This is a genomic window from Segetibacter koreensis DSM 18137 (genome assembly GCF_000374045.1).
GTDB classification, from domain to species: domain Bacteria; phylum Bacteroidota; class Bacteroidia; order Chitinophagales; family Chitinophagaceae; genus Segetibacter; species Segetibacter koreensis.
Genome location: NZ_KB893326.1, coordinates 21,684 through 35,536, shown reverse-complemented (window position 1 = coordinate 35,536; position 13,853 = coordinate 21,684). Strand labels below are relative to the sequence as shown.

The window sequence follows — 13,853 nt, the reverse complement described above, 5'->3', positions numbered from 1 at the left end:
GAGCAATTTAGTTTACTTTTTATCACGTTTGCTAAACTTGCCCTTGCTCCGTTTTGACGTACTTCTGCCAATTATGTTGTTCTTTGAACCCCAAAACTTCGCGGATTTTGCGATTAGAAAACAATGCTTCATGATCCTCCAATTCACGTGTTATAGGGACTCCGGGAAAAAACTTTTTAGCTAATTCCTTAGATGGAATAATTGCACCATTGTGGTCATTTCCGGCATTGAAAATCTGAAAACCAAGGCCATCTTTTTTCAGACATAAATCCACGATCTGCCCCAGGTCACGGGCATCAATATAACAGAACGCATTTCTACGACGCACTTCAGGGTTTTTGAAATAACCCGGAAAAAGTTCGGCGTATTCGTGGGGCTCAATTACATTGCCGATGCGAAGCGCATAAATATCGTAGCCCGATCGACGCTGGAAGCTGCGGGCCGTTTTCTCATTCACAACCTTCGACAGGCCATACGAATCCATGGGATCAACGTCATAGTCTTCCTCGAGGGGAAGGACGTGAGGGTCCGTTTTGCCGTCTGAAAAACAAATACCGTAGGTGGTTTCCGACGAGGCAATAATAATCTTTTTAATTCCCAGCTTAACAGCCGCTTCAATTACATTGTATGTGCCTATGGTGTTTACACGAAACGTTTCATTATCAGGTTTGATTAAGATCCTCGGCACAGCAGCAAAATGTACTACAGCATCGAATCGTGGTACGCCACTACCTGTTTCTAACTCATCTAACCCGGCATACGAACTCATTGCATTAAACTCTTGTCCGGAATCGGTAATATCAGCCATTAGATTATCGACCCCTGGGTAATTCAAAGGCGTGAGATCTACATTCATTACTCTATGTCCTTGGTCGAGAAGGTAAGGTATTACGTGCTTTCCTGCTTTTCCCGATCCTCCCGTAAAAAATATTCGCATTTTCGTCATCTATTTTCGTCTTTAAAAATCATTTTATATTTTCCCAACTGCGTAGGCATGTGTTGCAGTGAATGGGAAGTTTCACGATTATCGACTGCAAATGTATGAATAAAGGAATGCTATACTTAGCGACTATTCGTGATTTTAATTGCATTTCATATGCCACATGATGCTGTAATTGGCAAGTATTATACCCTTGGCTATCACAAGTACAGCAGCCCAGAGGAATGTGTTTGGCCGCCACTATTCTTTTAATTAAACCGGCGATATTTTTCCGTGTATCACAACAATCATCGTAAATTACCCATCTTCGTAAACATTAAGAAAGGTGGGCAGATAATTTTTATTAAAAATAGCTGCGGCTATCCCATCAATCTTGCTGGCACTCACGTTGACTGGTGGTTCTCTATTGAACTTTACGGAGGGTACTAGGTTGCATCATTACTTAACATTAAAAAATAAGTTGTGGAAAAAAGTGTTTTGAATTTATTTAGGCTGAATGGACATGTAGCATTAATAATAGGCGGCAATCGTGGACTTGGATTAACTATGGCAAAAGCGTTGGCTGAGGCAGGTGCAAATATTTGTATTGCTGCTCGTTCCGAGAAAGAAAACGGAGAAGCTGAACAAGCAATTCGACAGTCCTATGGCGTTGAATGCATGAGTGCTGTCTGCGATGTTACGTCAGAGGAAAGTGTAAAACAAACTGTTCAACAAACCGTAAAGCGGTTTGGGAAAATAGATATTTTAATTAATTCTGCAGGTATCAATATCAGGGGCAGTATAGAAGATTTGTCGCTCAACGATTTCAACCAGGTACAACAGATTAATGTTACAGGTTCATGGTTAGCATGCCGTGAAGTAGTTCCAGTAATGAAGAAAAATGGGTACGGTCGCATTATCAACATGGGTTCAATGCTTTCTGTCACAGCTATACCAGACCGCACTGCTTACGCCACAAGCAAGGGAGCAATCTTACAGCTAACCCGTTCGCTTGCAATGGAAGTTGCAAAGGAAAATATTAATGTAAATGCAATCTTACCCGGTCCGTTTGCTACCGATTTAAACCTCCCACTTACGAATGATCCTGAAAAGTATAAAGCTTTTATTTCTAAAATTCCTGTCGGTCGCTGGGGTGAGTTGTACGAAATAGCTGGCATTGCCCTTTATCTGGCCAGTCCTGCGTCAAGTTATACGACCGGAGCTTGTATTTCCGTAGACGGAGGATGGATCTCGGCTTAAGAAAACGGGTCAGACAGTCCAAGTAAGTGCAATGCAGCAATCCCACCTTAAAAAGTGAGTTGTTCTGAAGAATGGGAAATATAACACTTAATTCTTGAAGAAACACTTTTTATAAAGTTCGTGTTCAGTTTGTCTGTTTTGTTTTGTCCTCGTATTGTACTTTGAAGCGAATGACTGAATGCAGTTTCCGGTTGAATGAGCAAAGGGCAAGTCTCCGTTATGGCATGATAATGCCATAACGGAGACAGTGGGGTGGACTCAGCGAACGGAAGCGGCCTTGGCTGAAATGAAGGAAGGAGCGGGAAAGTTGAATACCGAAATGCTTTTAGAGTGTGTTGTCGAGAAGCATGAGGAATATGGCTTTGTCGCGTCTATCGAAATAAAAGGGGCTTTGTCGCGTCTGTCGAAATAAAAGTATGTATTATCATTTTCCCCGATAATTATGCCGCCATAGAACAAAATGTTTTGAAATAAGTGCACCTAGAAAAAGTAACTTGTTCCTTTTTAATCATCCTTACTATTTCTATTCCTACTAAGGTCTTTGATGCTGATTCAAAACTCTTAAAACCAAGCATATTCTGAATTCTCCACTTTATAAATCTATGATCCCCTTCTACCCCATTATTTAAATACTTACACTGTCTTATCCTTATCTTCTTTAAGGACCTGTTATTATAAGTTCTGATAGCCTCCTTATTAGCTCCACTCTTATCAATATTAACCACTTTGGGACAGCCATTATTACTAATAGCTTTCAGTAGAAATTTATGTGCTGCCAGTTTACTTCTCCTCCTGGTTAATAGAAAATCAACTGTCTTTCATTCCTTATCAACAGCTCTTAATACAAGTACATCCACTCTCCTTTCACCTTAATATAAGTTTCATCCATCCGCCAGCTATTACCAACTAATTTTCTTCTTTTCTTTAATCCAGCTTCAATTAATGGAGTAAACTTATATACCCATCTTTGATTGTAGCATGATTCTACCCTTACACCTCTTATAGATAATAACTCTTCCAAATCCCGATAACTTAAACTGAATCTTAATTTAAAATATATCGCTTGTAGAATAACTTCTTTAGGAAAACTGTGGCCTTTAAACATCCAACAAATTTACTTACAACGATATACAAATTACAACTGCAACAGAACTTCTTAGACGGCCAAAGAACAGACCTCCGGAACTACCCTCCCTTATTTAACCACTACAGTTTTGCTTTGAATCGTTTGCGCACTAAAGTATCCTAGCGCACCGCCTTTAATGTTAGTTAATGGATTTCCAGGGGTTGCACTTTGGTTTTCGCCGGTTGAACTTTGGTCGAGACTGTACCAATATTTGTAAACAGGATAATCAATAGTTAACATTTCTATCCTTACGTTGTCACCAGTTTTTAATTTCTTTTTGTCATCGTCATTAAAGAAGTAGAGCGTGCTTTCTATTTGTCTTCCATCACTATAACTGTCATCTCTTACAAAAATTGTTTTTTCCTTTACACCATTTACATATTGTATGCAACGATAAGCATTACCTATGCCTTCAGCGTCTTTGAACGACACTGTAGCAAATTTGTTTGTTTCACCAAAAAAGGTTCTTTGGGTTATATATAAGCTATCAAATGGAACCAGAGCGGGCATGGTTGAGATAGCCGTAAATGTTTGCCCTGCTACATTAACAGTGAGGTTATAGGTATGCCCTGTAACACCTGTAAGCGTACTTGTTTGATACACACCGGGGCTGCTTTCAATCAGCGTTACAGAAGTCGCGTTGTTGTCTGTAATAGTTACCTGTGCGCCACTTACTCCGTTAAACGTATTATTGTCGCTGAAATTTTTTGTTTGCGTAACTAATACTTTGCAAGAGTTAGGCTGATCGGTCAACACTGCTTCGACAACATATTTTTTCTCAGCTTCGTTAAGGTTAACATTTATAACCTTTTCGCACGAGGTAAAGTACATGGCCGATAGTATTAAGCTGAATGATAGAATACTGTGGCTTAATAAAGATTTGCTGCCGCTTTTTACCGAATAGAATTGTTGCGGTACAATTGAGTGACACAACAGAAGCTGAAGAAAGCGCTTCAGTTGGCGCAATAAAGAAGAAATATATTTTTTATATAGCGTTTGCATATAGATTAAAATTTAAAGTTGAATGAAACAGAAGGAATGTACTTGAACAGCGCTGTGCGAACTGCTTCTGTTTTTTGCGGGTCATCTTTGCTTTCTCGAAACGAAATGGTATAAGCATTTTCGCGGCCATAAGCATTGTATAAACTAAAGGCGAGTTCTGAAGAGTATTTCTTTTTCTTTTTAAGTTGCAAGGTGGCCCCGAGGTCGAGCCGATGATAGTTTGGCATGCGATAGCCATTACGTTCGGTATAATAAAAAATAACCTGGTTATCAACCCTGTATTTACCTGCGGGAAAGGTAACAGCATCACCGGTATAAAATATCCAGTTGGCAGAAAGAGTCCATTTTTTATCCAATTGATATATACCAACAACAGCTACATCGTGAGTGCGGTCTTGCCTTGCATTGTACCAGTCGTTATTGTTTATGCCGTCAATCTTACGCTCTGTTTTTGAAAGGGTGTAGCTGAGCCAACCCGTCAATCTACCTGTTTGTTTGCGCAGCAACCATTCTATACCATAAGCTCTTCCTTTACCAAATAATAGTTGCGACTCTATTGCATCGCTATTAATATAAATATTGGCACCTGTACGATAGTCAACCTGGTTTTGCATGGTTTTGTAATACCCCTCAATCGTTAACTCGTATTTATTATTTGACAGATTTTTGTACCATCCTAACGAAACCTGGTCAGAGATTTCGGGCTTTATAACATTGGTGCTGGACAACCATTTATCGGTAGGGGAACCAGTAGTGGAGTTAGATACCAGGTGAAGATTTTGAACATTGCGAACATAAGAAGCTTTTATAGATACCGTTGGATGGAACACATAACTGATAGCAACCCGTGGTTCAAGGTTTAGGTAGGTCTTAACAATCTGGCCGCTTTTATAGCTGAAAGTGTCTGTAACATTTCCGGCTGTATCAAAAGCATAATAATCTCCTTTACCCAACACACTAAAGGCAGTAAGGCGTGCGCCGTAAGTCAGGTTTACTCTTTCAGATGCTTTAAAGGTATTGGAGGCATACAAGGCGTTCTCCCAGGAATACCTTCTCTGGCGGTTTGAGGCATTGATATTAGATGTAGACGACGAAGTTATTTCGCCCGGTCGTATGGTATGATGAATAGAGTTGAAACCAAAACGAAGCGTGTTTCGCGTGCCTGCATACCATTGAAACTCATGCTTTAGATTAACGTCTCTTATTTGTGAGAAAATATCGAAGTCGTTGCTGCCGCTGCGAATAGAGATTTTATAATCGTAATTGCTATATATGAATGACGTATTTGAGAACAATTTACTGCTGAAGATGTGATTCCATCTTAGAGTGCCAGTACCGTTGCCCCATAAAAGCGCAAATGTTTCGCCAACACCCAATTTATCTCTTCCAAAATAACCCGAAAGATATAAGCGGTCTTTTTTACCTAAGTGGTAGTTAAGTTTGGCATTAAGGTCGTAAAAATATAGCTGGTTTTTATTGATAGTAGAATCATTCGATAGTTTCAAAAACATGTCCACATAAGTTCTTCTGCCCGAAACTAAAAAAGACGATTTATTTTTTTGAATAGGTCCTTCCACATTCAGCTTGGTGGATATTAAACCAACACCGCCGCTTACATCATAGTCCTGGTTGTTGCCTTCATTCATTTTTATGTCAAGCACCGAAGACAACCTGCCCCCGTATTGAGCGGGCATACCACCTTTGTAAACGGTAATATCTTTAATAGCGTCAGAATTAAATGTAGAGAAAAAACCGAGCAGGTGGGAGGCGTTGTAAACAGTAGCCTCGTCTAGCAAAATAAGATTTTGGTCTGCAGCTCCGCCACGTACATAAAAGCCGCTGCTGCCTTCGCCTGCCGATTTTATGCCCGGCAAAAGTTGTATTGTTTTTAATAGATCTCTTTCTCCCAAAAGCATGGGGATGTTCTTTGTTTCGGCTATTGTTAACTTATCCATGCCCATTTGTGGGCTGGTAATGCTGCGCCTTCCTGTGCTTCTTACAACTACTGTTTCCAGTTCTTTGGTTTCTTCCCTAAGAGACACATTCAGTACTATGTTTTTGTTTAGCTCTAATGACTGTTCTTTTGGTTGTTGACCAACTGCGCTAATTTCAAGGGTAGGGTATCCTTTTGCAACGGTAAGAGAGTAAAAGCCATATTCATTGCTTGTCGTTCCGGTCGTTGTATTCTTGACTCGTACTGAAGCTCCTATAAGAGTTTCGCCTGTTTTTGCAGACGTAATGGTACCACTGATTGTAAACTTTTCCTGCGCATGAAGGATGATGGGAAAAGCAAAAAACAGGAATGCAATTATTAAAAATATTATACGCACTTTATTTGTTTTAGAATTTGTAATAGTAGAGATGGGCAGTTGAAGAAGTATAGATGTTCTTTCCTTAAGAGGCAATCCTTGCAAAAGTAACTTAAACCCGTTCTTACAACTGCCGCTTTTGTTTCAATTTTTATAAACGGTTTAATTTCTGTAGCACGGTTGTAATATATAGTATGAGCGGTTATAACAATCTACAACATCCTTTCTGTATGATTTGTTTGCAGAATTTTGGAAGCAAACATTAGTTGGCTAATTGAGCTTTACTTGCGACGCTCCGTTCAACTGTATATCTCTTATCGGCTATTTTTAAATAAATGCCGGCAAGTTGTAATTTTTACATTCTTCTGCCTGGTTGCTGCAACAGCATTCCATTATACGTTTCTTGAGGTATGGACTGCTGCAATTCCAGCATGAAGAAGCTTCGTCATCTGATTTGTAGAATCCCATTGCTTTCAACGCTTCCTCATCGAATTTAGACTGTTCATCAAGTTTCAATTCCGGTTGCATCGTTTTGCCCAGGTATAAATTGCCAACATAGGTAAAGCCAGCCTTGATTATACCTCTTAAAGAAGATTTGTTTTCAGGCGCATGGATTATCCAAAAGTGAGAAGTTTGCGGCTTATGATATTTTATTATGTATTGCAGCAAAGCAGGATAAATGCCCAAACCTCTGTACGCAACTAATGTTCTAAAGTTCCACAAGTACCCGTAATTCTGAGGCATTGCAAATTCATGATTTAGCTCTCCAATTTTTGCTTTGCCTAACGCTATCCAGCCGAAAGCTGCAGGTTCGTCATTTATGTATGCAACAAAAGCAAGATTATTATTAGCCAAACGATTGTGTGCTTCTTCAATAGTAATATCACAAAGATCTGACAGGAATAAGGGATTTGTATTTTCTTCAACAGTCAGCCCTGTTGGTATTTTTACTTCAGGAAGTTTGTTTGATGCTGATAGAGTGTAGAGGGACATAAGAATAAGTTAGTTTGGTTTAAATCTGCGATTTATATAAACCGGAGAGTCTCTTGCTTCTCCGGTTTCTTTCTATATTTATGCACAGCCACAAGTACAACCTATACCGTTGCAGTCACTACCACAAGTACAGGTGCTACAATTACAGTTTGCGCTATCACAGTTAACATTTTTGAAGTTAGTTTTCATTTTTGTTGTATTTAATTGATTATAAAAAATTTTGATGATGTAAAATTACTTCGGCCCGGCCTGCACACGTTATACAATTACGGGGAAGATTTATATAATTTTTTGAAAAAGGAATAGATGCAATTTCTAACATACGTTAACCTTATCTCATGTATCACTTATGCAAACATACAGGCTTGTGCAAAGTCTCTTTATCAACAAGCCAAAAGCATTATATTTCAACTGCCGTTTTATGGTATCTTGTCTATTCCTTGAATTTCGACTTTTACAATTGACAACGTTTTACTGAATTTCCAGAACTTTATTGAGCTAAAACACCATCTAATTTAGGCTGTTCATTTTTCTTTTTAAGAATTCTTTGTAATTGTCTTGAAGTTTTAAAGCCGCATTCACCGGCCATGTGATCTAGAGTGTATGTTGGATTATTTAAGAGGGTTGTAGCCTTTTCGAGCCTTAGTTGAGTAAGATATTCTAAAATTGCTAAGCAGGAAAAAAAGGTTCGTATTCTAATCTTAGATGCTCTAAATGGTTTTGTTTTTGCAACCTGTTTTTACTTGCCGGAAATAATGCTATAAGTCATAATTCTATAGAAGCGACGTTTTATTGATCTCTTATCGGTGTCACAATCATCACAATTGCTTGTCGAGCGCCGCCTCATGTTTCTATTTTAATTAATAAAATTTAATTAGCAATGAAAAGCTCCATCCAATCATTTATCTGCTTAATGAAACATAAGAAAAGTATATGATGACCTCTAGTGGAATACCTCCTGATTGGAACTACAACCCTTCCCGCTGGCGGCATCGGCTGCCAATAATCATGAAAGCTTTAGTTGGCTTTGGCATAGCAGCTTATTTTTCTCTATATCAGCTAAAGATGATCAAGACTGTTTGGAATCCATTTTTTCATGAACAACCTATACAAGTACTAACCTCATCCCTAGCCAAGTCATTACCAGTTCCGGACGTCGCCCTAAGTGCCTTTGCTTATTTGATTGACGCAATAGCCTGCAATATTTGCAACGAGTAAAACGGATCGGGAACCCGGTATGGAAGGCTATGGAGGAGGATGGAGATCTTTGTTTCAAAAAAACCCAATGCATATACAGGCTGTTAAATCTTCTTCTTTTAAATAAGCTGAATGCCTTTCTCAAATGCTTTTATTGTAAATGCGGTCATCAATAGATAAAGCGAAGCCATTTTAAGTCTAGTCTCTTTTCTCATTAATTTTTCCCGATTTAAGCAATCTTTTTTCTACGTCAATGATCTTCTAGTTAGTAAAAAGAAATTCCTGTTTATAAAGGGTATTAGGCAAGCTAATGAGTAACTCGCTTGGGTCAGCTTCCGCAAACGCAAGCGAGTTACATCGTATAAACTTTTATGTTGCCTTTCTTACTTCAATTTGGCCATTATTGATGCGTACATCAAACTTCGGTTGTGGTTCCGATGCAGGTCCGTTTATCACACTTCCGTCCTCTAACGAAAAGACTGAGCCGTGCCACGGACAACGCACAGAACAATTTTCTAACAAGTCACCTTCAGAAAGAGGGCCGCCAAAATGTGAGCAAGTGTGCGCAATGGCAAAAATTTTATTATTTTTTCTAGCCAGCAAAACAGGAACTTCTCCTGCCTGAACGCAGCGCATTGAATTATCTGCTAATTCATTTTCGGGAAGAACAGCAATAAAATCAACTGGATACTCCGCAGCAGTGGCGGTATGGTCAACACCAATTTGCTCACCAAAAACCAGGTGACCGCCAAGGTAGGCAGCAGCTGCACTTATGCCATAACCGACCAACGCAAGGCCAATTGCTGTGTTACGTGAGCCTTTGCCCCGGCGCAGGAAAAACGAAGTGGCGTAAAGAGCTGTGGCACCAACATTTAATAAACCGTGAACCAATCCCACCTTACGACCTTTGCCGCTTGTTGCGCTCCAATCAGTTAAGCCAGTTGCCGCAGAGCCGAGAGCGCCGACGAGCCCAACTGCAAGCGTAACGTCGGCACCAGCTGAATATTTGTTGTGGCCTGCAAGTTCTAACACATCTAAGACTGCAGTTGCCGTGTAGGCACCTACCGGTACGTCTGTAATAACGGGATGTAGCGGATGCCCAAGCCATGTTCCATGCATAAAGTTTTTTAACTTTTGGCCGGCTTCGCCACCTGATTTATAAGCTTTTATAATCGCAGGCTGCAATGCATTACCTGCATCGTCCAGCCATTGCTGTTCATCAATATAGTTGGTGATAGTTTTCTCATTCATGTTTTTTCTATTTAATTGGTGGGAATTAACTGATATCACTTAAAATTTATACCAAGCCAGCTACGGGCTTTTTGTTCATGTAGTTAGTATTGCCGATCTTTTTTTCTTCTACAAAAACCACTTTTTTATGGAGGATTTTTATAGAGCTGATTTTTTAAATGATATTACTCCACAGACTGAGTTTGCTTATTCTCAAACAACAACTAAAAAAAGGTCTACTTCATTCTTCGCTTGCTGTCCATATTGCCGGTAATGCCATAAGTTTTTTTGTTGTTGCTGAGCTCGATTGCTGCGCTGATCAGTGCAAGGTGCGTAAACGCCTGTGGAAAATTTCCTAAATGTTCGCCCTTCATTCCTAGCTGCTCAGAAAACAAGCCGAGATGATTTGCATAGCCTAGCATCTTTTCAAAATGCTCTCTTGCCTTTTCTCTTTCTCCAGCCAAGGCAAGGCATTCTACATGCCAGAACGAACACATAGTAAAAGTGCCTTCCTTACCTTTTAGTCCGTCAATTTCTTCTGTTTGTTCCCGGTAGCGATAAAGTAAAACGTCTGAGCGAAGCTCTTTATCTATCGCAGTCATTGTTTTTTGCCAACGTTCGCAAAAGGGAGAAATGATGTTTAGAATAGGCATCAGCAAGGCACTTGCATCTAATGCTTCTGACCCTTTGTATTGCACAAATGCCTGTCGCTTTTCACTCCAGAAGTTGTTGTAAACATCTTCAAAGATATCGTCACGTACCTGGTGCCACTTTAGAATGTCATAAGGAAATGAAAAGTGTTCGCCAATTTTTATAGCTCTGTCAAGTGCGACCCAGCACATCATTCGGGAAAATAAGAATTCTCTTTTTTCTCCTCTTACCTCCCAAATGCTATGATCGGGTTCGTGCCAGTTATTAATAACAAGTTCAACATATTCCACAATTATTTTCCAATAGTCGTAGCTTAAATCGCCACCGTGTAACGAATAGATATAAACTGTTTCCAATAGCTCTCCATAAATATCCATTTGCGTTTGCTTAGAGGCGCCATTGCCTATTCTTACAGGCTTCGATTTCTTATACCCTTCCAGGTAGTGAAGTTCTTTTTCATCAAGATGGGTGTTTCCATCTATAGCAAACATTAACTGAAGTTCTTTGTCAGTACTTTGTTTTTTTATCCATCCTAAAAATGCCTGCGCTTCTTCCATAAAACCTAATTGTAAAAAGGCGTGCATAGAAAAAGCGGCATCCCGTATCCATGTAAAACGATAATCCCAGTTACGGCCATAACCTATGCTTTCGGGCAAACTAAAAGTTGCTGCAGCGACAATTGAACCATACCTCCTCGAAAATAAGAGCTTTAATGTAAGTGCAGAACGGTTAACTATTTCCTGCCACGGTCCTTTGTAGGTTGATTGGGACACCCACCCCTGCCAATACTTGATGGTTTGACGGTACGTTTTATTTACAAATTCACGTATCGTTTTTTCGTGGTGTTTTTGATGCGTGTCAGCTTCTATTATAAAGCATGCGCTGTTTCCTTCGCTTAGTGTAAATTCTGCTGTAACATCATCTCCATCGATGGCTACTTCTACTTCACTTAACAGCCATACAGCGGGATTGAAATTATGCTGTGGAATGAAAATGAAACCATCTCCATCTTTGTTTTTCTGGATAGTGTGGGTATCGTCAGCATAATTAAACCGTGGGGCACATCTCATTTTGTATGTGATGTTACCTCTTACTGTTTTTATCTTTCGTACGATAGCGCAATCACCTTCTTCTTCGTTAACAGGCATATAGTCTATCACTTCAGCAATGCCTTCTTCGGATAGGAAACGGGTCACAAGCACATTGGTGTCGGGCAGGTAGAGTTGCTTGGTGAGCGCATCTTTCAATTGCGGCTGAATGGAAAAACTGCCTCCTTTATCTGCGTCAAGCATCTTGCAAAATATCGTGGGCGAATCGAAACGGGTAAAAGACATAAAGTCAATAGAAGCGTTTCTTGATACCAGGGCCACTGTGTGCAGGTTTCCAATAATGCCATAATTCTCTATCGGCTCGTAGCGGTTGTTGCTTAATTTATGCGTCATGTTTTTTTTGTAAATACTAGGCTTTATTGTTTGTAGACAAGCCAATGATGAGGGCTCCTAATGCAAGCCCGGCTATACTTCTTATTATATTCCTGTTCATGCCTGCCCATAAGGTGAGGCCTTTATTATGACTGATATTTTCGAATTCGCCATAAGCCCCCCTGTCTTCACCAACCGGCTGCCATACATTATTTTTTCTGTTGGAGCTTGCATGTTCATTTGTTTGCTGACCTTCAATGCCTGTTTTTGCTAAAACGATATCTGCATACCATGGTGCAATTTTATTGCCAAGGATGGCTTTATAAGTTGGGTAGCCTACCCACACTGTTCTTCGGTGATTTGATGCTGCAAATACAATGGCCCTTGCCGCTACTTCAGGCTGGTATACTTTACCCATTGGTCGTGGCTTATTCGGAAGCTTGCTCAGTACCCATCCAAACCGGGTTGTGTTCATAGCTGGATAGAAACAGATTATTCATAAAATTACTATCCTCTAATAAGCAATAGGCTTGTACTGCATTAGAATGTGATTAGAAGTAATAGGTAGCTGAAAGAATTAAAGATGAAATAACGCCCTTTTTTATTGAGAGCAATTCTAATCCCATTCTAATGCAGTAGCAAATATTTTATCTCAAAGATGTTGGAACTTTGCGTCGCTCACTTGTACTCACAGATGTTCTGTTCAGCCCTCTTAATTAGACAAATTAGATAACGAATAAGCATAGCCAATAACTAAAAATGAAAACATAACCATGTTGGTGCCATGGACCCAATATCTGAATTCTAATCACTTCTATCTTTTAGATTATGTTTTCGATTCGTCCTCAACCCAGGCGGAAGATATAAACCGGCTGCATGTGTATTTCTTATTTGCCGCCGCATTTATATTGTTTGTAGTTATCGGGTGTACAGTGCTCGTATTATTGAAGTTCAGGCATAGACAAGGCGTAGACTACCAACCAAAAAGCCTTAGCCAGAAATGGGAGATACTGACTATTGGTGTGCCCATGCTTTTGGTAATAGTTTTTTTTGTTTTGACGTTAAAAACAATGCATCGTGTGTTACCCGAAGTTAATGGCAGAAAGCCAGACGTAGTTATTACTGGTCACCAGTTTTGGTGGGAAGCCAATTATCCAGCTCAAAAAGTTATTACAGCCAATGAAATTCACTTGCCTGCGGGCAGAACCATTCTTCTTAAACTGCTGTCGGCTGATGTTATACATGATTGGTGGGTTCCGGATTTTGGTAACAAGATGGACTTAGTTTCGGGCAAAGAAAATTATTTATGGCTCAACATAAAGAAGCCCGGCGTGTATCATGGCGCATGCAGCGAGTTCTGTGGTGCTCAACATGCGGGCATGCAACTGACAGTTATAGCAGAAGGCGAGGATGATTATGAAAAATGGTTAACGTCTCATGCGTCACTGCCAGCAGTGATTACAGATACAATAGCGCAAATCGGCGAAAAACTCTTTACAGAAAAAACATGTGGCAATTGCCATAACATAAGTGGTACTTCAAACAGGGGCAGGGACGGTCCTGACCTTACACACCTTGCAAGCCGTAAGACTTTATTGACGGGCTTAATTGAAAATAATAAAGACAACTTAGGAAAGTGGATTTTAAAACCACAGGAAATAAAACCGGGAGCAAAGATGCCCGACTTTAAGATGGACAAACAATCGGCAGACGAAATTGTAGCCTATCTCTCATCACTTAAGTAA

10 protein-coding genes and 1 pseudogene are annotated in these 13,853 nt (G+C 39.8%); 3 read left to right on the top strand and 8 right to left on the bottom strand.

Annotated features, from left to right (window positions below):
• Positions 1–31: 31 nt before the first annotated feature.
• Positions 32–946, bottom strand: a complete 915-nt coding sequence (locus tag B154_RS0111495; RefSeq protein ID WP_026260125.1) for an NAD-dependent epimerase/dehydratase family protein — start codon at positions 944–946, stop codon at positions 32–34.
• A 456-nt stretch (positions 947–1,402) separates the two neighbouring features.
• Here B154_RS0111495 and B154_RS0111490 point away from each other — a divergent pair, with 456 nt between their 5' ends.
• Positions 1,403–2,179, top strand: a complete 777-nt coding sequence (locus tag B154_RS0111490; protein ID WP_018614347.1) for an SDR family NAD(P)-dependent oxidoreductase — start codon at positions 1,403–1,405, stop codon at positions 2,177–2,179.
• A gap of 440 nt (positions 2,180–2,619) precedes the next feature.
• On the opposite strand, the pseudogene B154_RS30115 reads toward B154_RS0111490, so the two are convergent.
• The 4 genes and pseudogenes from B154_RS30115 to B154_RS0111465 all read right to left on the bottom strand — a co-directional run bounded on the left by B154_RS30115 (position 2,620) and on the right by B154_RS0111465 (position 7,609).
• Positions 2,620–3,284: pseudogene (locus B154_RS30115) on the bottom strand (IS6 family transposase).
• 90 nt (positions 3,285–3,374) lie between these two features.
• Entirely contained in the window at positions 3,375–4,307 is a 933-nt protein-coding gene (locus B154_RS0111475) for a DUF4249 domain-containing protein (protein ID WP_033411639.1), read from the bottom strand.
• A 5-nt stretch (positions 4,308–4,312) separates the two neighbouring features.
• The gene (locus tag B154_RS0111470; RefSeq protein ID WP_026260123.1) at positions 4,313–6,637 is read right to left on the bottom strand and encodes a TonB-dependent receptor; all 2,325 of its coding nucleotides are present in this window, start codon (positions 6,635–6,637) and stop codon (positions 4,313–4,315) included.
• Positions 6,638–6,943: 306 nt separating this feature from the next.
• The gene (locus tag B154_RS0111465) at positions 6,944–7,609 is read right to left on the bottom strand and encodes a GNAT family N-acetyltransferase (RefSeq protein WP_018614339.1); all 666 of its coding nucleotides are present in this window, start codon (positions 7,607–7,609) and stop codon (positions 6,944–6,946) included.
• A 933-nt stretch (positions 7,610–8,542) separates the two neighbouring features.
• Here B154_RS0111465 and B154_RS28350 point away from each other — a divergent pair.
• Positions 8,543–8,827: a hypothetical protein gene (locus B154_RS28350; RefSeq protein WP_018614335.1), complete on the top strand. Its 285-nt coding sequence runs from the start codon at positions 8,543–8,545 to the stop codon at positions 8,825–8,827.
• A 348-nt stretch (positions 8,828–9,175) separates the two neighbouring features.
• Here the strand turns inward: B154_RS28350 and B154_RS0111440 are convergent, their stop codons facing one another.
• The 3 genes from B154_RS0111440 to B154_RS30110 form a co-directional block, all read right to left on the bottom strand.
• On the bottom strand, positions 9,176–10,057 hold the full coding sequence (locus tag B154_RS0111440; RefSeq protein WP_018614333.1) for a Rieske (2Fe-2S) protein: 882 nt from the start codon (positions 10,055–10,057) through the stop codon (positions 9,176–9,178).
• Between the two features lie 215 nt (positions 10,058–10,272).
• Positions 10,273–12,129, bottom strand: a complete 1,857-nt coding sequence (locus tag B154_RS0111435) for a glycoside hydrolase family 15 protein (protein ID WP_018614332.1) — start codon at positions 12,127–12,129, stop codon at positions 10,273–10,275.
• 16 nt (positions 12,130–12,145) lie between these two features.
• Positions 12,146–12,583, bottom strand: a complete 438-nt coding sequence (locus B154_RS30110) for an SDR family oxidoreductase (RefSeq protein ID WP_018614331.1) — start codon at positions 12,581–12,583, stop codon at positions 12,146–12,148.
• 298 nt (positions 12,584–12,881) lie between these two features.
• On the opposite strand from B154_RS30110, the gene coxB reads away from it, so the two are divergent.
• Entirely contained in the window at positions 12,882–13,853 is a 972-nt protein-coding gene (gene coxB / locus B154_RS0111425) for a cytochrome c oxidase subunit II (protein ID WP_018614330.1), read from the top strand.

Coding starts and splice junctions, on each gene's coding strand:
- B154_RS0111495 (WP_026260125.1), bottom strand. CDS start 946: ATGACGAAAATGCGAATATTTTTTACGGGAGGATCGGGAAAAGCAGGA.
- B154_RS0111475 (WP_033411639.1), bottom strand. CDS start 4,307: ATGCAAACGCTATATAAAAAATATATTTCTTCTTTATTGCGCCAACTG.
- B154_RS0111465 (WP_018614339.1), bottom strand. CDS start 7,609: ATGTCCCTCTACACTCTATCAGCATCAAACAAACTTCCTGAAGTAAAA.
- B154_RS28350 (WP_018614335.1), top strand. CDS start 8,543: ATGATGACCTCTAGTGGAATACCTCCTGATTGGAACTACAACCCTTCC.
- B154_RS0111440 (WP_018614333.1), bottom strand. CDS start 10,057: ATGAATGAGAAAACTATCACCAACTATATTGATGAACAGCAATGGCTG.
- B154_RS0111435 (WP_018614332.1), bottom strand. CDS start 12,129: ATGACGCATAAATTAAGCAACAACCGCTACGAGCCGATAGAGAATTAT.
- B154_RS30110 (WP_018614331.1), bottom strand. CDS start 12,583: ATGAACACAACCCGGTTTGGATGGGTACTGAGCAAGCTTCCGAATAAG.
- coxB (WP_018614330.1), top strand. CDS start 12,882: ATGTTGGTGCCATGGACCCAATATCTGAATTCTAATCACTTCTATCTT.